The 17,516-nt window shown below is 70.7% G+C and carries 16 protein-coding genes; 9 read left to right on the top strand and 7 right to left on the bottom strand.

What is annotated here, in order from left to right:
* The first annotated feature begins 2 nt into the window (after nucleotides 1–2).
* The 3 genes from uca to CHC09_RS46335 are packed head-to-tail and all read left to right on the top strand — an operon-like array spanning nucleotide 3 to nucleotide 5,403.
* Nucleotides 3–3,566 carry an urea carboxylase gene (gene uca / locus CHC09_RS17440; protein ID WP_089294132.1) on the top strand — a complete coding sequence of 1,188 codons (3,564 nt, stop codon included), beginning with the start codon at nucleotides 3–5 and terminating at the stop codon, nucleotides 3,564–3,566.
* Nucleotides 3,563–5,233: an allophanate hydrolase gene (gene atzF / locus CHC09_RS17435; RefSeq protein ID WP_089294131.1), complete on the top strand. Its 1,671-nt coding sequence runs from the start codon at nucleotides 3,563–3,565 to the stop codon at nucleotides 5,231–5,233. Before uca ends, atzF begins: the two co-directional genes overlap by 4 nt.
* On the top strand, nucleotides 5,230–5,403 hold the full coding sequence (locus CHC09_RS46335; RefSeq protein ID WP_179277153.1) for a hypothetical protein: 174 nt from the start codon (nucleotides 5,230–5,232) through the stop codon (nucleotides 5,401–5,403). Before atzF ends, CHC09_RS46335 begins: the two co-directional genes overlap by 4 nt.
* A 33-nt stretch (nucleotides 5,404–5,436) precedes the next feature.
* On the opposite strand, the gene CHC09_RS17430 is transcribed toward CHC09_RS46335, so the two are convergent.
* Nucleotides 5,437–7,215: an ABC transporter ATP-binding protein gene (locus tag CHC09_RS17430; protein ID WP_239138265.1), complete on the bottom strand. Its 1,779-nt coding sequence runs from the start codon at nucleotides 7,213–7,215 to the stop codon at nucleotides 5,437–5,439.
* A gap of 52 nt (nucleotides 7,216–7,267) precedes the next feature.
* Here CHC09_RS17430 and CHC09_RS17425 point away from each other — a divergent pair, with 52 nt between their 5' ends.
* Complete coding sequence (locus tag CHC09_RS17425; RefSeq protein WP_089294130.1) at nucleotides 7,268–7,834, top strand: TetR/AcrR family transcriptional regulator; 567 nt, start codon at nucleotides 7,268–7,270, stop codon at nucleotides 7,832–7,834.
* A gap of 42 nt (nucleotides 7,835–7,876) precedes the next feature.
* Here the strand turns inward: CHC09_RS17425 and CHC09_RS17420 are convergent, their stop codons facing one another.
* On the bottom strand, nucleotides 7,877–8,782 hold the full coding sequence (locus tag CHC09_RS17420) for a S41 family peptidase (protein WP_089294129.1): 906 nt from the start codon (nucleotides 8,780–8,782) through the stop codon (nucleotides 7,877–7,879).
* A 188-nt stretch (nucleotides 8,783–8,970) separates the two neighbouring features.
* Between CHC09_RS17420 and CHC09_RS17415 the strand changes: the two genes are divergently transcribed.
* The 3 genes from CHC09_RS17415 to CHC09_RS17405 all read left to right on the top strand — a co-directional run bounded on the left by CHC09_RS17415 (nucleotide 8,971) and on the right by CHC09_RS17405 (nucleotide 11,700).
* Entirely contained in the window at nucleotides 8,971–9,714 is a 744-nt protein-coding gene (locus tag CHC09_RS17415; protein WP_089294128.1) for a hypothetical protein, read from the top strand.
* A gap of 1 nt (nucleotide 9,715) precedes the next feature.
* Nucleotides 9,716–10,054 (top strand): transcriptional regulator, encoded by a 339-nt coding sequence (locus tag CHC09_RS17410; RefSeq protein ID WP_089294127.1) that lies wholly within the window; start codon nucleotides 9,716–9,718, stop codon nucleotides 10,052–10,054.
* A 365-nt stretch (nucleotides 10,055–10,419) separates the two neighbouring features.
* Nucleotides 10,420–11,700, top strand: a complete 1,281-nt coding sequence (locus CHC09_RS17405; RefSeq protein WP_179277152.1) for a glycoside hydrolase family protein — start codon at nucleotides 10,420–10,422, stop codon at nucleotides 11,698–11,700.
* A 54-nt stretch (nucleotides 11,701–11,754) separates the two neighbouring features.
* Here the strand turns inward: CHC09_RS17405 and CHC09_RS17400 are convergent, their stop codons facing one another.
* The 3 genes from CHC09_RS17400 to CHC09_RS17390 are packed head-to-tail and all read right to left on the bottom strand — an operon-like array spanning nucleotide 11,755 to nucleotide 14,835.
* Nucleotides 11,755–12,882, bottom strand: a complete 1,128-nt coding sequence (locus CHC09_RS17400) for a sulfotransferase family protein (RefSeq protein ID WP_089294125.1) — start codon at nucleotides 12,880–12,882, stop codon at nucleotides 11,755–11,757.
* An 18-nt stretch (nucleotides 12,883–12,900) separates the two neighbouring features.
* The gene (locus tag CHC09_RS17395) at nucleotides 12,901–13,674 is read right to left on the bottom strand and encodes an SDR family oxidoreductase (protein WP_089294124.1); all 774 of its coding nucleotides are present in this window, start codon (nucleotides 13,672–13,674) and stop codon (nucleotides 12,901–12,903) included.
* Between the two features lie 3 nt (nucleotides 13,675–13,677).
* Complete coding sequence (locus CHC09_RS17390; protein WP_089294123.1) at nucleotides 13,678–14,835, bottom strand: hypothetical protein; 1,158 nt, start codon at nucleotides 14,833–14,835, stop codon at nucleotides 13,678–13,680.
* A gap of 89 nt (nucleotides 14,836–14,924) precedes the next feature.
* Here CHC09_RS17390 and CHC09_RS17385 point away from each other — a divergent pair, with 89 nt between their 5' ends.
* Nucleotides 14,925–15,890: an alcohol dehydrogenase catalytic domain-containing protein gene (locus tag CHC09_RS17385; RefSeq protein WP_179277151.1), complete on the top strand. Its 966-nt coding sequence runs from the start codon at nucleotides 14,925–14,927 to the stop codon at nucleotides 15,888–15,890.
* A gap of 8 nt (nucleotides 15,891–15,898) precedes the next feature.
* Here the strand turns inward: CHC09_RS17385 and CHC09_RS46330 are convergent, their stop codons facing one another.
* Nucleotides 15,899–16,285 (bottom strand): DUF5958 family protein, encoded by a 387-nt coding sequence (locus tag CHC09_RS46330; RefSeq protein WP_275407865.1) that lies wholly within the window; start codon nucleotides 16,283–16,285, stop codon nucleotides 15,899–15,901.
* Between the two features lie 157 nt (nucleotides 16,286–16,442).
* Nucleotides 16,443–16,913: a cupin domain-containing protein gene (locus CHC09_RS17380; RefSeq protein ID WP_089294122.1), complete on the bottom strand. Its 471-nt coding sequence runs from the start codon at nucleotides 16,911–16,913 to the stop codon at nucleotides 16,443–16,445.
* A gap of 111 nt (nucleotides 16,914–17,024) precedes the next feature.
* On the opposite strand from CHC09_RS17380, the gene CHC09_RS17375 reads away from it, so the two are divergent.
* The gene (locus CHC09_RS17375) at nucleotides 17,025–17,501 is read left to right on the top strand and encodes an RrF2 family transcriptional regulator (protein ID WP_239138264.1); all 477 of its coding nucleotides are present in this window, start codon (nucleotides 17,025–17,027) and stop codon (nucleotides 17,499–17,501) included.
* Nucleotides 17,502–17,516 lie beyond the last annotated feature (15 nt).

Here is a 17,516-nt window from a genome sequence, read left to right as displayed (position 1 = left end):
CCATGTTCGACACCCTGCTCGTCGCCAACCGCGGCGAGATCGCCTGCCGGATCATCCGCACCGCCGCGCGGATGGGCCTCAAGACCGTCGCCGTCTTCTCCGACCCCGACCGGGCGGCCCCACACGTCCGGATGGCCGACCTGGCAGTACGCCTCGGCCCGGCCCCCGCCCGCGACAGCTACCTGCACGTCGAGCGGGTTCTCGACGCGGCGCTGTCGACCGGTGCCGGCGCGGTACACCCGGGCTACGGCTTCCTCTCCGAGGACGCCGGCTTCGCCACCGCCGTCGAGCGGGCGGGTCTCGCCTTCGTCGGCCCCACCCCGGCTCAGCTGACCGCTTTCGGCGCCAAGCACACCGCCCGGGACCTGGCCCGTGCTGCGGGAGTGCCGATGATCGAGGGCACCGGTCTGCTCTCCGGGCTCGACGAAGCGCTGGCCGCCGCCGAGCGCATCGGCTACCCCGTCATGGTCAAGGCCACCGGTGGGGGTGGCGGCATCGGCATGCAGGCCTGCCACACTCCACAGGAGCTGACCGCGGCGTACGACCGGGTCGAACGCATGGCCGTCGCGAGCTTCGGCAGCGGCGGTGTCTTCCTGGAACGGTTCGTGCAACAGGCCCGCCACGTCGAGGTGCAGGTCTTCGGCGACGGCCGGGGCCGGGTGGCGGTGCTCGGCGACCGCGACTGCAGCCTGCAGCGCCGCAACCAGAAGGTGATCGAGGAAGCACCCGCGCCCGGCCTGCCCGATGTGGTCCGCGACCGGTTGCACGCCTCGGCCGCGGCGCTGTGCGCGTCGGTGGACTACCGCTCGGCGGGCACCGTCGAGTTCGTCTACGACGCCGGGCGTGAACAGGCTTCGTTCCTGGAGGTCAACGCCCGCCTTCAGGTGGAGCACCCGGTCACCGAGGAGACCTTCGGCGTCGACCTGGTCGAGTGGATGCTGCGCCTCGCCCAGGGCGACGAGGTTCCGCTGACACCGCCTCGGGCGACCGGCGTGGCGATCGAGGCCCGCGTCTACGCCGAGGACCCCACCCAGGGCCACCGGCCCAGCGCCGGGCTGGTCACCCACGTCGAACTTCCGGAGGGTGTCCGCGTCGACGGCTGGATCGAGTCCGGCACCGAGGTGACCACCTCCTACGACCCGATGCTCGCCAAGGTCATCGTCACCGGCGCGACACGCGACGAGGCGTACGCGAAACTCCGCGACGCGCTGGCCGCCACCCGGGTCGACGGCATCGAGACCAACCTCGGTCTGCTGCGCGCCGCGGCCGCCGACCCCACCGTCCTGGCCGCCCGGCACTCCACCGCGACCCTCGCCGGCGTGTACGACGACGAGCCGCGCATAGTCGTCGAACGGCCCGGCACCCTGACGACGGTGCAGGACTGGCCGGGCCGTACCGGCCTGTGGGAGGTCGGCGTCCCACCGTCCGGACCGATGGACGATCTGTCGTTCCGGCTCGGCAACCGCGCCCTCGGCAATCCGGAGGGCGCCCCCGGCCTGGAATGCACCGTCGACGGCCCCGCCCTGCGTTTCACCGCGGCGGCCACCGTCTGCGTCACCGGTGCGGCCGCGCCGATCACCGTCGACGGCGTCCGCGTCCCGGGCTGGGAGCCGGTCGAGGTCCCGGCCGGTGGTGTGCTGGACGTGGGCAAGGCGACCGACGGCGGGCTGCGCGTCTACATCCTGGTGGCCGGCGGATTCGACGTGCCGCGCTACCTGGGCAGTGCGGCCACCTTCACGCTCGGCCAGTTCGGCGGCCACGGCGGGCGTACGTTACGCGTGGGCGACGTCCTGCGCCACGGCACGCCCACCGGAGCCGTCGCCGGCCCGGTGGCCCGCGACGAGCGTCCGGCCATCCGGCGGGACTGGCGGATCGCCGTCACCGAGGGACCGCACGCGGCCCCGGAGTTCTTCCTGCGCGAGGACCTCGACGCGTTCTACGCCGCGCAATGGCAGGTGCACTTCAACTCCGCCCGCACCGGCGTGCGCCTGGTCGGCCCGAAACCCCGCTGGGCGCGTACCGACGGTGGTGAGGCCGGCCTGCATCCGTCGAACATCCATGACACCCCGTACTCGGTCGGCGCCGTCGACTTCACCGGGGACGTGCCCATCCTGCTCGGGCCCGACGGACCCAGTCTCGGCGGTTTCGTCTGCCCGGCCACCGTCGTCACCGCGGAACGCTGGAAGCTCGGGCAGCTCAGCCCCGGCGACACGGTGCGGTTCGTACCCGTCTCCGACGACACCGCCGTCGTCCTGCGCGGCCGGCCGCTGGCCCCGGTGAAGCCGTTGATCACGGGCGACGACGGCGTCCTCGCCCGCCGCGAGCCCACCGGCGGCGCGCCGGCCGTGACCTACCGCCGCAGCGGCGACGACAACCTGCTCGTCGAGTACGGCCCGATGACCCTGGATCTCGGCCTGCGGATGCGCGCGCACGCCCTGATGGACCGGCTTCGTGCCGAAGGACTGTCCGGCGTCGTCGACCTGACCCCGGGCATCCGGTCGTTGCAGATCCACGTCGACCCGGACCGGTTGCCGGTTCGCCGGCTGCTGGACCTGGTCCGCGAGGCCGAGGACGAATTGCCTGCCACCCGGGACCTCGAGGTGCCGAGCCGGGTGGTGCACCTGCCACTGTCCTGGGACGACCCCGCGACCCGGGAGGCGATCGCCCGCTACATGGCGGGTGTCCGCGACGACGCGCCCTGGTGCCCGTGGAACATCGAGTTCATCCGCCGGGTCAACGGCCTGGACAGCACCGACGACGTTCACCGGACCGTCTACGACGCCAGCTACCTCGTCCTCGGCCTGGGCGACGTCTACCTCGGCGCGCCGGTCGCGACCCCGCTGGATCCACGGCACCGGCTGGTCACGACGAAGTACAACCCGGCCCGCACCTGGACACCCGAGAACGCGGTCGGCATCGGCGGCGCCTACCTGTGCGTCTACGGCATGGAGGGACCGGGCGGATACCAGTTCGTCGGCCGCACCGTGCAGGTGTGGTCGCGCTGGCGGCAGGCCGGCGGCTTCGAACCCGGCTCGCCGTGGCTGCTGCGCCACTTCGACCGGATCTCCTGGTACCCGGTCGGTGCCGAGGAACTGCTCGACCTGCGCGCCGACGTCGCCGCGGGACGGCACCGGGTGCGGATCGAGGACGGCACCTTCCGGCTCGCCGACCACGAGGACTTCCTCGCCGCCAACGACGCCTCCATCGCGGACTTCCGCCGGCGCCAGTCGGCTGCCTTCGGACAGGAACGCGCGGCGTGGGCGGCGGCCGGCGAGTTCGACCCGCGGCCCGAGCCCGAGGCACCGCCGGTCACCGGCGAGGTGACAGTGCCCGAAGGAGGCACGCTGGTCGAGGCACCGTTCGTGTCCAGCGTGTGGCGCGTCGACGTGCGCCCCGGCGATCGGGTCTCCGCCGGGGATCCGCTGCTCGCGCTGGAGGCCATGAAGCTGGAGACCGTGATCACCGCACCCCGCGACGGCGAGGTTGCCGACATCCTCGTCACTCCCGGAAGCCAGGTCGCGCCCGGAAGCCCGTTGCTCGTACTCGCCGGAAGGGCGACAGCATGACCCCTCAGGAACGCGTCCGCGCAGCGTACGCCCGGATCGCCCGCGGGGAGCGCCCCGAAGCGTGGATCACGCTGCGCGAGGAGCAGGAGGTGCTGGCCGAGGCCGCGGTCCTCGAAACCCGGCTGGCGGCGGGTGAGACCCTGCCCCTGGCCGGATCGTTGCTGGCGGTCAAGGACAACATCGACGCCGCTGGGCTTCCGACCACGGCGGGGTGTCCGGAGTACGCCTACCTGCCGGCCCGCAGCGCCCCGGCCGTCCAACGGCTCGTCGACGCCGGCGCGCTCCTGCTCGGCAAGACCAACCTGGACCAGTTCGCCACCGGACTGGTGGGAACACGCAGCCCGTACGGCGCGGTACGGGACACCCGCGACCCGCAGCGGGTCTCCGGCGGATCCAGCTCGGGCTCGGCCGTGGTGGTGGCGCTGGGCATCGCCGACCTGGCCCTCGGCACCGACACGGCCGGATCCGGCCGGGTGCCGGCCGCCTTCCAGGGCATCGTCGGGATCAAACCGACCCGCGGACTCGTCCCCGTCGACGGCGTCGTGCCGGCCTGCCGCAGCCTCGACTGCGTCACCGTCTTCGCCCGCGACCTCGGCGCGGCCCAACAGGCGATCACGATCATGAGCGACCCGGGGTGGCCGGTGGACGCGCCCCTGGCGGCGCCCCCACAGCCCGTGGTCGCGGTGCCGGAACGCGACGAACTCCGCGGCATGTCCGAGGAGTGGCTCGGCGCCTTCGAGCGTGCGGCCAAGACGCTGGAGACCGCCGGTGCGGTACTGCGGCCGATCCGGCTCGCGCCGTTCCTCGACGCCGCGAAGCTGCTGTACAACGGCGGCTTCGTCGCCGAGCGATATGCGGCCGTCGGCGCGTTCGTCGACGCGCATCCGGAAGGCGTCGACCCGACGGTCGGGGCCATCATCCGTGCGGCCCGGGACGTGCCCGCGCATGTTCTGCTCGCGGACACCGAGCGCCTGGGGCAGTTGCGTGCCGAGGCGATGCGGGAGTGGGGGGACGCGGACGCGCTGCTGCTGCCCACCGCCCCGATCCACCCCACGATCGCGGAGGTCGCGGCGGATCCCGTGGGTGTCAACTCACGCGTCGGCACGTACACGAACTTCTGCAACCTCTTCGGCCTCGCCGCCGTCGCCGTCCCCGCCGGCGAGACCAGCACCGGGCCTTTCGGGGTTCAGGTGATCACCCGCGGCTTCGCCGACGCGGTCGCCACCGACGTGGCCGCGCTGCTGACCGGAGCCCGCGCGCCGGACCCGGCCGTACGCGGGCTCCGGTTGTTCGTCCTCGGCGCGCACCTGACCGGCCAGCCGCTCAACCACCAGCTCACCGCGGTCGGCGGCCGATTCGCCGGGCGGGTCCGCACCACACCGGAGTACCGCCTGTACGCCCTGCCGACCCAGCCACCGAAGCCGGGCCTGGTCCGGGCCGCAACCGACGGTGCGAGCATCGAAGGCGAGGTCTGGGAGTTGCCGTCGGCCGCGCTGGGCCCGTTCCTGGCCGGCCTTCCCGAGCCCATGCTCCTGGGAAAGGTGCGACTCGCTGACGGGACGTCCGTCACCGGCTTCCTCTGCGAACCTGTCGCCACCCAGGACGCTCCCGACATCACCGGCCACGGTGGCTGGCTCGCCTACCTCACATCCTTGGAGTCCCGTTGAACAGCCGCACTCTGCTCGCGCCGCGCTATGTCCTCGCCGATCTGCTGCTCACCCGGCTGGCCCGGCGCCGTGGAACGATCCTTCGCGACATCCTGCTCGTCGCCGGCTGCGCCGGCCTGATCGGGGCGGCCCTCGGCTACCTTCTCGGCATGGCCCTGGCCGCGCGATGATGAGGCGCTTCGCCGGCTGGGTGATCGCCAAGATCAGCTGAGCGCTGCCGGCGGAGATCCCGCGGTGATGAGGGCGGGCTGGTCGGCGGCGATGCGCAGGGCCGCCACCAGCCGGCGGTACAGCTCGTCGGACGCCATCAGCTCCCGGTGTGTTCCTTGCGCCCGCACCCGGCCCTCCTCCAGGACGATGATCCGGTCCGCGTCGAGCACGGTCGAGAGCCGATGCGCGATCGTCACGACGGCTCCACCGGCCGCCCGTTGCCTGACGCAGTCGTGCAGCGCCGCCTCGGTCAACCCGTCGACCTGAGCGGTCGCCTCGTCGAGCAGCAGCACGTCGGGGGTACGCAGCAGCGCGCGGGCGAGCGCTATCCGCTGCCGCTGGCCGCCGGACACGTCCGTCGACGCGAGCGACGTCTCCAGCCGGTCGGGTAGCTCGTCCACCTTGTCGGCGAGGCGGACCGCCTCCAGTGCCGCGCGCACCTCGGCGTCCGTGGCGTCGGGGTGGGTGAACCGCACGTTGTCGCCGATCGTGCCGGGCACGACCGGGGTCTCCTGTTCGACGTACGCGAGCCGGGACCGCACCTCGTCGTGGGTGTAGGTCGCGTACGGCCGGCCGTCGAGCAGCACCTCTCCGCCGTCGGGCTCGAGGAAGCGCAACAGCAGGGAGAACAGCGTGGTCTTGCCCGCACCCGACGGCCCGACGATGGCGGTGTGTCCACGTCGGGCGATCTCCAGGTCCACACCCCGCAGGGCGTGCGGGGCGTCCGGTCCGTACCGGGCGCTGACCGCGTGCAGAGTGAGGACCGGACCGCCGTCAGGGGCGTCGATGACGGACGGCACCGGCTGCTGGCGGCCGGTCGGCTCCAGCTCGATCGCGCCGAGTTCGTTGAGCCGGCCGGCGGCCGCGATCCCGGCCTGCAGGGCGGTGACGTTCTGGGTCAGCTCCGTGATCGGCCCCATCAGCTGGAACACGTAGAGCAGGAACGCCACGAGCGCGGACACCTCCAGCAACCCGACGTGCACCCGCCAGGCGCCGACGCCGAGGATGAGGATGACGGCGAGGTGAATTCCGCTCCATGCGATGGTCCACACCGTCGCGGTGATCTGCGCGGCCCGGACGCTGTGGGAGGCGACGTCACGCGCCCGGTCGATGATCTGCGCGCTCTGCCGCGCCTCGGCGCGGCTCGCCTTCACGGTGCGGATCGCACGCAGCGCGCCCTCGAGCGCCCCGCCGAGCTGACCCACCGACTCCTGGGCCGCGGACTGCGCCGCCCCGATCCTGGGCATCAGGACCGCCATCACGGCGCTGACGACCACGACGGCCCCGAGGGTCCAGCCGAGCAGGGTCAGGTCGAGCACCCCCATCAGGATGAGCGTGCCGACGAGGCCGACTCCCGAGTTGATCAGGCCGATCATACTGCCGGAGGCTTCGTTGAGCAGGGCGGTGTCGGAGGTGGCCCGGGTGACCAGTTCCCCGGTGGAGCGGCGCTGCAGTTCGCCGACACGGGCCTGGAAGTACCGGCGGATGACCGAGGTCCGGGCGTCCAGCACGACCCGCTGCGCGAGCCGGCCGAGCAGCAGCCATTGCCAGAGTGTGATCGCCGCGCCGACGACGACCAGGGCGAGCAGCACGGCGACGGGCCGGACGAGCTCGACGCCGTCACCGAGTGAGTCGAGGACCCATTTGGTGACCATCGGGGTGGCGAGGCCGGACCCGTTGGCGACGAGGCCGAGCACCAGGCCGAGCAGCATGGTGCGGCGGTGAGGCCGGAGCAGAGCGAGCAGCGTACGAATTCTCGTGGGTTCTGCCATATCCATAGTGGAACACTGATGTTCCAAAATAGGCAACTGCTATTCTTCCCTGGTGACGGAGATCCAAGCGTCGGGCAGTCGCGCGCGCACCCGGCAGTCGATCGTGGATGCCGCGATCGAAGTCCTCGCCCGCAACCCCGCGGCACCGCTCGGCGAGGTGGCCGCCGCCGCGAACGTCGGCCGGACCACACTGCATCGATACTTCGCCGAGCGTGCCGACCTGACCGCCGCCCTGCGCGCCGAAGCCGTCGACCGCCTGTGCCAGGCGACCGAGCGGGCCCGCATCGCGGACGGCACCGGGGCCACCGCGATCCGCCGGCTCTGCCAGGAATACTTCGACCTGGGTGACGTCCTCTCGCTGATCTTCAACCAGCAGCTCCTGCTCACCGATGCCGACTGGCAGCAGGCCGCCGAGGGTGACGCCGCGTTCGGCGAGATGGTCGAACGCGGCCACCGTGACGGCACCATCGACCCGGAGCTGCCGGCCACCTGGATCCAGAGCCTGATCTGGAGCCAGCTCTACGCCGGCTGGAGCTACATCGGCGACCAGTGCGTCTCACGCCACGAGGCGCTACGCCTCATCCTGCGAAGCATCGAGGGCGCGGTCTCCGTCCGGTGACGCGGGCAGCGCGCCGCTCGCTCCGACGACCACGACTCCGGATCAGCCTGCCAGCCGGGCGAGGGCCATCGCGTGAGCACGGTCGAGAGCGTCGGCAGCGGCGCAAGGGATGTCCGGCTGCACGCCGACGCCCTCCCAGTTCGTGCCGGAGACGGGGTTGATCGCGCGGCCGACAGGGATGGCGGCTTCCAGGTGTGGATGCACGGTCCAGCCGTTGCGCGGGTGCGCTCCGCCGCGGGTGCGCTCACCGACGACTACCGCGCGGGCGAGCTGCTGCAGGTCGTACGCCAACTCCTCGGCAGCGGAGAAGGTGCTGTTGCTGGACAACACATACAGCGGCTTGCTGCCACCGAAGCGCGCTCCGGGAACGTGCGGCAGGCTCCAGGACTGTTCGCTACGCTCGCCGTCGCGCCAGTACATGGAGTTGAGGTGGGTTCGCCTGTCCAGCAGGTAGCTGCAGACGAAGGCGACCGTGTCCGGGTCGCCGCCCCGGTTGGCGCGGAGGTCCACGATCAGCGCCTGGGCACGGGAGGCCAGCGTGAGCGCGGCGCTCAGCGGTTCGGCGGCCCATTCCAGCGGAAACAGCATCGGTGCCAGCTCCACCACGGCGACCCCGCCGTCGAGCAACTGCAGCCGGGGAGCACCACCCAGCGAGGTGTCGAAGTCCCGGCGCATGGCCTCCAGGGCGGCCGCCCCTTGCTCCGGGGGAACCTGATCGGCGTGGTATTTCAGGCTCAGGTGCCGGTCGCCGTTCACGGACTGCAGATCCGCGGTGACCAGCCGGGCGAGGTCCTCGGCGCCGTCGACGTCATAGGCACCCTCGTCGAGGCGTCGTTGCAGCAGATCGGTGAGCTGCTCGGCTATCTCGGGGAAAACGTAGTGCTCGACCAGGAGCCGGGCTGTCTCGTTGATGACAAGAGCAGGCTGAAGCTTCGTGAGCGTCGTCATGTCCAAAGTAGATCATGGGCCTGACGTCAGCGGTCGCTCTACACCTTGGGTCCGCCGGCCCTGCGCGCCGGACCATCCACGAGTGTCATGACAGGAGGGAGCGCTTTTCGTGAAGACGAAGGGATTGACTCGACCGTCTCGACCATCCACTCTGTAATCCAGAGTGTCCTGTGTCGCAGAGGAGAGCCGTGAGTACCAACGCGTCCGAAGCCGCCGCCATGCTTGCCGAGATGGACGTCCTCAGAGCCAGGAGCCGGAGACTCGCGCACGGCGGCCTCTGGCTCCCGACCCTCGTCCTGGCCGCCCTGCCGCTGCTGAGCATCGCGCTCTACCGGAACCCCTTCTCGTCGATCAACGAGACCGGCAGCGGCGCCATCGAGTACCCCTACTGGGCCGGCCTGCCGGAGCAGCAGCGCACCAGCCTGGGGTCCTACCTCTTCTGGCTCGTGGCCGCACCACTCGCGTTCGCTCTCGTCGCGCAGTGGTACCGCCACCGGGAACAGCGCGAGGGCGTCCGGGTCCCCTGGCGCGTTCCGGTCGCCGCCGGAGCCGCCGGGCTGCTCTGTCTGCTGGCGCTGTTCGCCGCCCCGACGGGGCACGGCTCGGGAACCTCCGGGTGGCAGGGCCTGCTCACCCCACTGCTCAGCGTCGCCGCCGTCACGGTCGTCCTCGGGGTCGTCGAGCGCAGCACCGCCATCACGGTCTCCGGCGTCTGGATGGCGGCACTGGCCTGGCAGTTCTGCGCCACGGGCCGGGTCGGCGGGCTGCTCGGCTGGCAATCGTGGGCGCTGGGCGGCGGTTCCGGACCGGCGCTGGGCGGCCAGCTGACCCTGCTCGGCCTGGACCGTCCCGCGCCCGCCCTGCTGCTCATGACGCTGCCACTGGCCCTGCTCGGCCTCTACCACGCCGCCCGCGCGCGGACGGCCGGCTGAGATGAGCGAAGCACTGCCACACCCGGCCGTCGGGCTCGACGATGTCACCCATCAACGGGTACGCCTCGGTGTGCTCGTCATGCTCGCCGAGATCCCCGAGTGCGCGTTCTCCACCCTGCGGACCGAGCTGCAACTCACCGACGGCAACCTCAACCGCCACATCCAGGTCCTCGTCGACGCCGGTCTGGTCAGCCTGAACAAGGGCTATGCCGGCAACCGGCCCCGGACCTGGGTCAAGCTCACCCGTGAGGGTCGCCGGGCCCTGCGCGCCGAACTGTCCGCACTGGAACAGCTCACCGCTCGCCTCAAGGCGGCGAACCTCGACGAACTCAGCCCCTGAAAGCGGTGTCCACTTCTACCGCGGTCAGAGCGTTCAGCAGGAGCGACCGGCGATAGGCTTTCAAGATCCATATTCCCTGGTACGGCCGATGGGGTCCCGTGGCCAGGCCTCGCGGCCTCGTTGCCGTACCGGGCAATGGAATTTGAATTCAAGTGCGACGCCCGCGGATGCGTCGTTCGAATTTCGCGGCCGATCCTACGGGAAGAACACCGGGCGTCGGCAAAATTTGTCGTAGAACACAGGAATGACAGCCGCCGATCCTGATTGGTCACGGATTTCTACGATCACCTCACAACGCGATCATCGCTCCTTTCTGTCGTGATAGGAGGGAGCGCCGTTCCATGAGGACAAAGGAGTCACCCTCGATGGTTTCCCTGAGCAGGCGTGCCGTTCTGCGAGCCGGAATCGCCGGCGGCGCCGCGGCGCTCGGCCTGGCGCCCAGCGCCGCTTCTGCCGCGGTGGCGGACATCAATCCGGTGGCGACCGGCGAGGAGCCCGCGGTCATCAACCTCCGCAAGGCGCTCAACAACGCGGCCCGGGGTGAGGGGCCGGTCAGGGACGGACGGGTCGTCGTCACGGCGCCGGCGGGCACTCATGTCCTGACAAGGCCGCTCGTCATCGGCGGCAGCACCCATCTGGACGCCTCCGCGGCCACGTTCTACGCCAACTTCGAGACCCAGGAGCTCGTGCTCGAGGCCGGCGACCTGGACACCTTGACCACGCACGACCCGAAGTGGGACCTGAGCAAATCCGACTACCGGACCAGAGCCGTCAAGAGTGGGCTGCGCGCCACCATGCTGATCAATCACGTGGAGAGCGGAACCGGCGGCTACAACGCTCAGGGGAACATTTTGATCTCCGGCGGCGCGTGGGACCCCTCGTGGTATTACGTCAAGAAGTACCACAACAGCACCGTGCCCAGCGAGATCGACGCCTTCCTGCGGGCCACCCCGGCCCCGGCGATGAACGTGATCACCATCGAACACACCACCGGGGTGACCATCGAGGACGTTGTCGTCCGCAACGTCAAGTGGTGGCACGCGGTCGAGCTCAACGCCGTACAGAACGCCGTCGTGCGCAACTGCGAGTTCCGCGGCTGGATCGAGGACCCCACCAAGCCGCTGTGGCACGGTGAGGCCGTCCAGCTCGACCTGGCGGGCTCCGGCAACACCTGGGGTGGCCTGAGGGACAACACGCCGTGCAAGGGTGTCCGGGTTCAGAACAACTACTGCGGGCTCTCCGGCAGCAGGCCGGGCTGGGGGCGTTTCATCGGCTCGCACACGGCCAAGGCGGGATTCGTCCACTCCGACGTGAAGATCGAGTTCAACACCGTCGAACGCACCAAGTGGGATGCGATCGCCCCCACGAACACCCAGAAGGTTCTGGTGGCCAACAACGTTGTCACCGATTGCGCGGGTGGCGTGTACGTGAAGGCGAGCCCGGAGAACCCGATCACCACCGTGGATGTCGTGGACAACACCGTGTCCATCATCGCCGGCAGTGGCCGACCGGCCCTCGGTATCGCCGCGGACGCGCCGTCCTGGGTGGCCGACGCCGAGGCCCACGGCAACAAGGTTCCGGAGAACGGACCGTTCTGGTACGGCGGGAACGTGCAGGCTCGTAACACCCTGCAGGGCAGGCGCTGACCGCCGGCCCGGGCCGGCGGCCCATCCACCGCCGGCCCGGGTCCGCTGCCGCGCTCAGCCGGCGAACGCCGCGTCCACGTCCGCGACGGTCAGTCCGAAGTCGGCAAGGGCGTACCGGTGCGCCGGCCCCCTCCCCTCGGCCTGCAGCATCGTCATCGCGGTGCGGGCCGCCGGGGTCAGCGGCGTCCCCAGGCGGTCGTAGACGGCCTCGGCCGTCCCGATCGGGTCGGCCACGAAATCGTCGTAGTCGACGTCGACGAAGTGCGCAGGGTCGTGGCGGGCCCGGTCGGCCGCGAACTTGCGCAGCCCGCGCGACCAGAGCGCGAGCTGTGCCCGCCCGAGCACCTCACCGTGGAACAGCGTCGACCATCCGGCGGACGCCTGCGCGTTGAGGCTGTACACCGAGGCGATCACGGTCCGGGGCGCGCGATGCGTCTGGATCACCACGGCGTCCGGATAGGCGGCGAGCAGCGCGTCGAGCGCGAACAGGTGGCTGGGGTTCTTCAGGACCCAGCGGCGATCCCGGTCGTGCAGGCCGATCAACTGCAGATTGCGCCGATGCCGGCGGTACGCGGTGGTCCAGTCCCGCTCGGCCAGCCACTCCGAGTAGCCCGGGATGTGGGCCAGGCACTCGAACGACACCGACGTCATCGACTGCCGCAGCAGCCGCCAGCACTCCTCGACCTGGTCGGCCGCGGTGTAGTGCGCGCCCGCGAACGACGGGTTCGTCTCGTGGTGCTGCTCGTACGCGGCCCGCAACATCGCGTACACCGGGTTCTGGTCCCACGTCGCACGCGGCGGGCGCGGCTGCGGCGCCTCGGTCAGCCACAGCTCCAGCCCCTGATGGGCCGGGTCGGCGGCGAGCAGCCGGTGCAGCGCGGTGGTCCCGGTTCGGGGCAGCCCGGTGACGAAGACCGGGCGGGTCAGCGGAACGCCGGCGTGCTCCGGGAACTGCCGCCAGGCGGCCTCGCTGAGCAGCCGGGAGACCAGCGCCGTGCGCAACAACCCCCTGGTCACCTTGCTGCCGTCCGGGGTCAGGCTTGCTTCTTTCGCGTACGAACTCAGCAGCACCCCCATCCCCTCGCGGTAGTCGTCCACACCGAAGTCGTCGAGCCCGGTCAGCCGGGTCGCCGAGGCGTGCAGGTCTGCCAGGGTGCCGACGTCGGTGCGCGCGCCGCGCATGCTCGCCTCCGCGGGGGCTCAGTGGTGGAATTCGCCGCAGTTGACGTCCAGGCACTGGCCGGTGATGCCGCGGGCCAGTCCGGAGAGCAGGAACAGCACGGCGTCGGCCACCTCGTCCGGCTCGGGCAGGCGCCGCAGGTCGGTGGTCGCGGCGATCTCGTCGTAGATCTGCTGGGGCGGCACCTCGCGCTGGCTCGCCTGGAAGTCGAACCACATGCGCAGGCTGTCCGCCCAGATCCAGCCGGGCGCCACCGAGTTGACCCGTACGCCGTGCGGGCCGAGCTCACTCGCCAGGTTCTGCGCGACCGCGAGCAGTCCGGCCTTGGCCAGTTTGTACGGCCCGAACGGGCGCCGGGAGTGCCGCAGCACCGCCGAGTTGACCATCACCACCGCGCCGCCGGCCTCGATCAGGGCCGGCCTCAGCAGCCGGGTCAACCGCAGCGCGGCGAGCACGTTGACGTCGAAGCTGTCCCGCAGGTCGTCCAGGTCGACCTTGCCGAGGCTGCACATCGGCGGCATCACGAACGCGTTGTTCACCAGCCCGTCGACCCGGCCGAACTCGTCGAGCGCGGCCCGCACGAGAGCGGTGCTGGAGTCGTCGTCGGTGAGGTCGGTGGGCACGACCAGCGCGCGTCGGCCGGCGGCGGTCACCTTCCCGGCCACCTCGGTCAGATAGGACTCGGTCCGGGCGGCCAGCACCACGTCGGCGCCGTGCTGGGCGGCCCGCACCGCGACCGCCTGCCCCAGGCCGGGGCCGACCCCGGCGATCAGCACCACCTTGTCGGTCAGCATCGCTCACGCCAGCATCCGGGCCGCGGTGGCGGTCTGCCGGGCGGCGATCCGCTCCCGCCACGTGGCCTGGTCGATCGGTTCGTGATAGGGCAACTGCTTGGGCAGGTCGTCGACGGCGACCACGTCCGCCCGGGGACCGTCCGCCTCGGTCAGCGCGCGCGACAGCCGCTGCCAGCGCAGTTGCACGTAACCGCGGTCGTGACCGGTGCGCTCGATCCAGTTCGCCACGCCCGGGTCGCGCTCGCTGATGACGTACCGGATCATGCCGTCGGGGTCGATCTTCGCCTGTGGAACCGTGAGGCTGGTCTGGTGGTTGCTGTAGTCCAGCGAGACGTACCACATGGTGCCGAGCTGGAGGCCCTGGTAGGGGACGCCTGCGACCGGGACGGTGACCACCATGGCCTGGTCGTCGGCGAGTTCGTAGTGGCCGACCGAGGAGTACTGCGTGGCCAGGCCGCCGGGGGTGAGCCGGGGCGGGGTCAGCGTGTTGACCGGCAGCTTCAGGTAGAAGCGCTCGGCGAAGGCCAGGAACGTGCGGATCCGTCCGACCAGCATCTTGCCCGCCACGGCGTACCGCCTGGTCAGGATCTCGGTGGTGAGCGGCGCGGGTGCGGCGCCGAGCCGATCGGCCCGATGGATGCGCAGCGTTCCGGGTTCCTCGCTCGCCCAGTCGCTGAACACCTCGCGCACCACGAGCATGGCCGAGCCGGGCCCGAGCGGGAACGCGTTGCGGCCGGTCAGGCCCGGTCCGAAGCGGAGCTCGAAGCTGCCGTCGGCGGCGATGTCGATCTCGCGGTCGTCGAAGGCGGCCAGGCTGCCCGGGACGTTGACCGGCGAGTAGGAACCGTCGAGGATCTGGAAGCTCAGGTCGGTCGTGCTGCCACGGCGGCCGGTCACCACGTATTCGGCGTCGTCGCGCAGCCACGCGTGGAAGTAGAGCGTGTCCGGGTTGTCCAGGCCCATCTTCGTGTACGGCCCGGTGGATCGTACGAAATAGGGGAAGTCGCGGTCGTAGGCCCAGGCCATCTGGATCGAGGCCCGGATGCCGCCCGCCAGGTAGTCGTAGCCCTCGATCAGGTCCTGCTCGCCGCGGATGTGGGGAGCTTCGGCGACGACGCGCTCGGCGTGCGCGATGGCGTCGGCGAACGGCTGAGTAAGCACGGTTCATGCTAGAACGCGTTCTAACTTGGGGTCAACTTCGGTTATCCGGCGGCTTGACCATCGATAGAACGCGTTCCACTCTGAGAGTCATGCGCGCTTACCGGATGACCGCCTGGGGCACCCCCGGGGAACACGTCGAGGTGGCGGAGCCGACGCCCGGACCGGGACAGGTGCTGGTCCGGGTCGCCGGGTGCGGGCTGTGCCGCTCCGACCTCACCATGCGGCAGATGCCACGGGCGGCCGGCGAGCGGCTCGGCTGGCGGATGCCGTTCACGCTCGGCCACGAGACGGCCGGCTGGCTGGCCGACGGGACACCGGTGGCACTGGTCTCCCCCACCTCCTGCGGCACCTGCCGGCTCTGCGTGCGCGGGATGGACAACGCCTGCCCGCGCGGTCTGGCCGGGCGCGGTTACGGCCAGGACGGCGGCCTGGCCGAGTACGTGGTCGCCGACCGGCGCGCCGTGCTGCCGCTGGGCGAACTGGATCCGCGGCACGCCGGGCCGCTGACCGACGCGGGCGCCACGGCGTACCACGCCGTACGGCGGGCCCGGCCACGGATCGCGCCGGGCGGCACCGCGGTGGTGCTGGGCGCCGGCGGGCTGGGCGCGTTCGCCGTGCAGTTCCTACGAATCCTGACCGGCGCCCGGGTGGTGGCCGTCGACATCTCGGACCTTCGCCTGGCGTACGCGAAGTCGGTCGGCGCCCACGAGGTCGCATCGTCCCTGACCGAGAAGGCCGACGCCGTGCTCGACTTCGTCGGCACGAACGAGACAATCGCCGCCGGGATCGCGGCGGTCCGTCCCGGCGGTGCGTACGGCCTGATCGGCTCGGCCGGCGGCCGCCTCGACCGGGCCTGGTTCGGGGTCCTGCCCCGCGACGGCGAGGTGTTCACCTTCCAGGGGTCGTCGATCGCCGACGCCCAGGAGGTGATCGCGCTGGCCGGGGCCGGCCTGATCCGCAACCAGGTGCAGGAGTTCCCGTTCGAGAAGGTCGACGAGGCGTACGAGCAACTCGCGGCCGGCACCCTCACCGGCCGCGCCGTCGTCCTCCTGTAGCACTGCGCCTATGACAGGTTGTGCCAGGCGTGGCTACAAGAACCTCGGCATTTCGTTTCCCTTCGTCGCGTGTCGGCCACCGCGAACATGGACAAGAGAACGCGGAATGACTTCACGTACTCATCGGGAGGTAGATTGATGATCTTTCCCATTTTCTCGTTGATCGGCTCTCGGACGATCAACACCGCCGGGGTCATGGTCGGCTTGACACCGGAATGAGGCAACCCCTCACGCCCGTCGTTCGCTGTCGCGCGGGCCTGCATCGCACAGTGAACAACGTCGCGCAGTACTTCTCGCTGCTCAGCCTCGTCCAGCAGAGAGAACCAGGCTGCAGCGTCCGCCAAGCTCCGGAGCCCTTGGGCGACTTCGTTGATGGTCCGCTCTGATGCTCGCAAATGCTCACCTCACCCGGGGTCGCCGACCGGTGCCAGGAAACCACCCTCCACCCGTGGAGCCGAAGGGCTCCCGGGTATTTGGCCGAGCACCCTTCGATTCCACGAAAGACCTATACCACGACTGAGCGGCAAGCCTCGGAAATCCCGCCCACGACCCTCATCCGGCCGTACGGCCCGCCCACACGGGGCTGTCCACATAGTGATTGTCGAAGCGGTCCTGGGTCTCGCCGACCTCCTGCCAGGTGGCTTCGCCCTGGTGCACCTTGTCGAGCAGCCGGTAGTAGTCGAACCGAGGCTTGCCGGGAGTGATCACGACGAGGAAGTCCGCATCCTGCCCGTCAGCGGGGGCGAAGGCGTGCGGGGTGTTCGGCGGAACGAAGAGCACGTCCCCCCTGTGCAGCGTGTGCAGTGCGTCGCCGACAAGCATCTCGAGGGCGCCGTCGAGCACGAAGAACAGCTCGCCCGACTGGGTGTGCAGGTGTGGCGGGGCTCCGGCGGTGCCGCTCTTGAGCAGGGTGCGGTTGCTGGTCAGGGCGCCGCCGGTGTGCTCCGGATCGAGCAGGAGCGTGATCACGCTGGTCGGGTCGCTGTCGAGGACCTCAGCCTGCGTTGCGCGGATCAGTGTCATTGCCGACTCCCTATCGCTGTTCGCCGATTCCTAGACATTAGATGTCCAGAATCGGGACCGCCAGGGAGCATGGCGGGCGTCACAGTTTCTGGACACGTAGAGTCCAGGACTATGCGGATGAGTCAGGGCGTCGAATGGGCACTCCACACGTGCCTCAACCTGAGCTGGCTGGACGCCCCGGTGCCGACGAGCACCCTCGCGGCGTTCTACGAACTACCGCCGGCCTACCTGAACAAGCAACTGCAGGCCCTGGCCCGGTCCGGGATCCTGACGTCGACCTCCGGGCCGCGCGGAGGTTTCCAGCTGGCCCGGGCCCCGGAAGCGGTCTCCCTGCTGGACATCGTGACCGCCATCGAGGGCCCCGAGGAGCTGTTCCGCTGCGACCAGATCCTCGACAAGGGCCCGGGTGAACACACCGGCGTCGACTACCGGCAGTCCTGCGCGTTCGCGCACGCCATGCGCGGGGCGGATCTGGCCTGGCGCCGGGAACTGGCCGGCAAGACGGTGGCCGACATCCGCGCCGACGTCGAGCGGGCGCACCCGGAGTCTCCGGCCGACACCCGGGCCAGGATCGCGGAACTGCGCTGACGCCGTTGCGGTGGT

It is taken from the genome of Actinoplanes regularis, assembly GCF_900188005.1.
GTDB classification, from domain to species: Bacteria; Actinomycetota; Actinomycetes; order Mycobacteriales; family Micromonosporaceae; genus Actinoplanes; species Actinoplanes regularis.
Note: the sequence above shows the minus strand (reverse complement) of the source record. Positions and strands in the feature narration are given on the sequence as shown.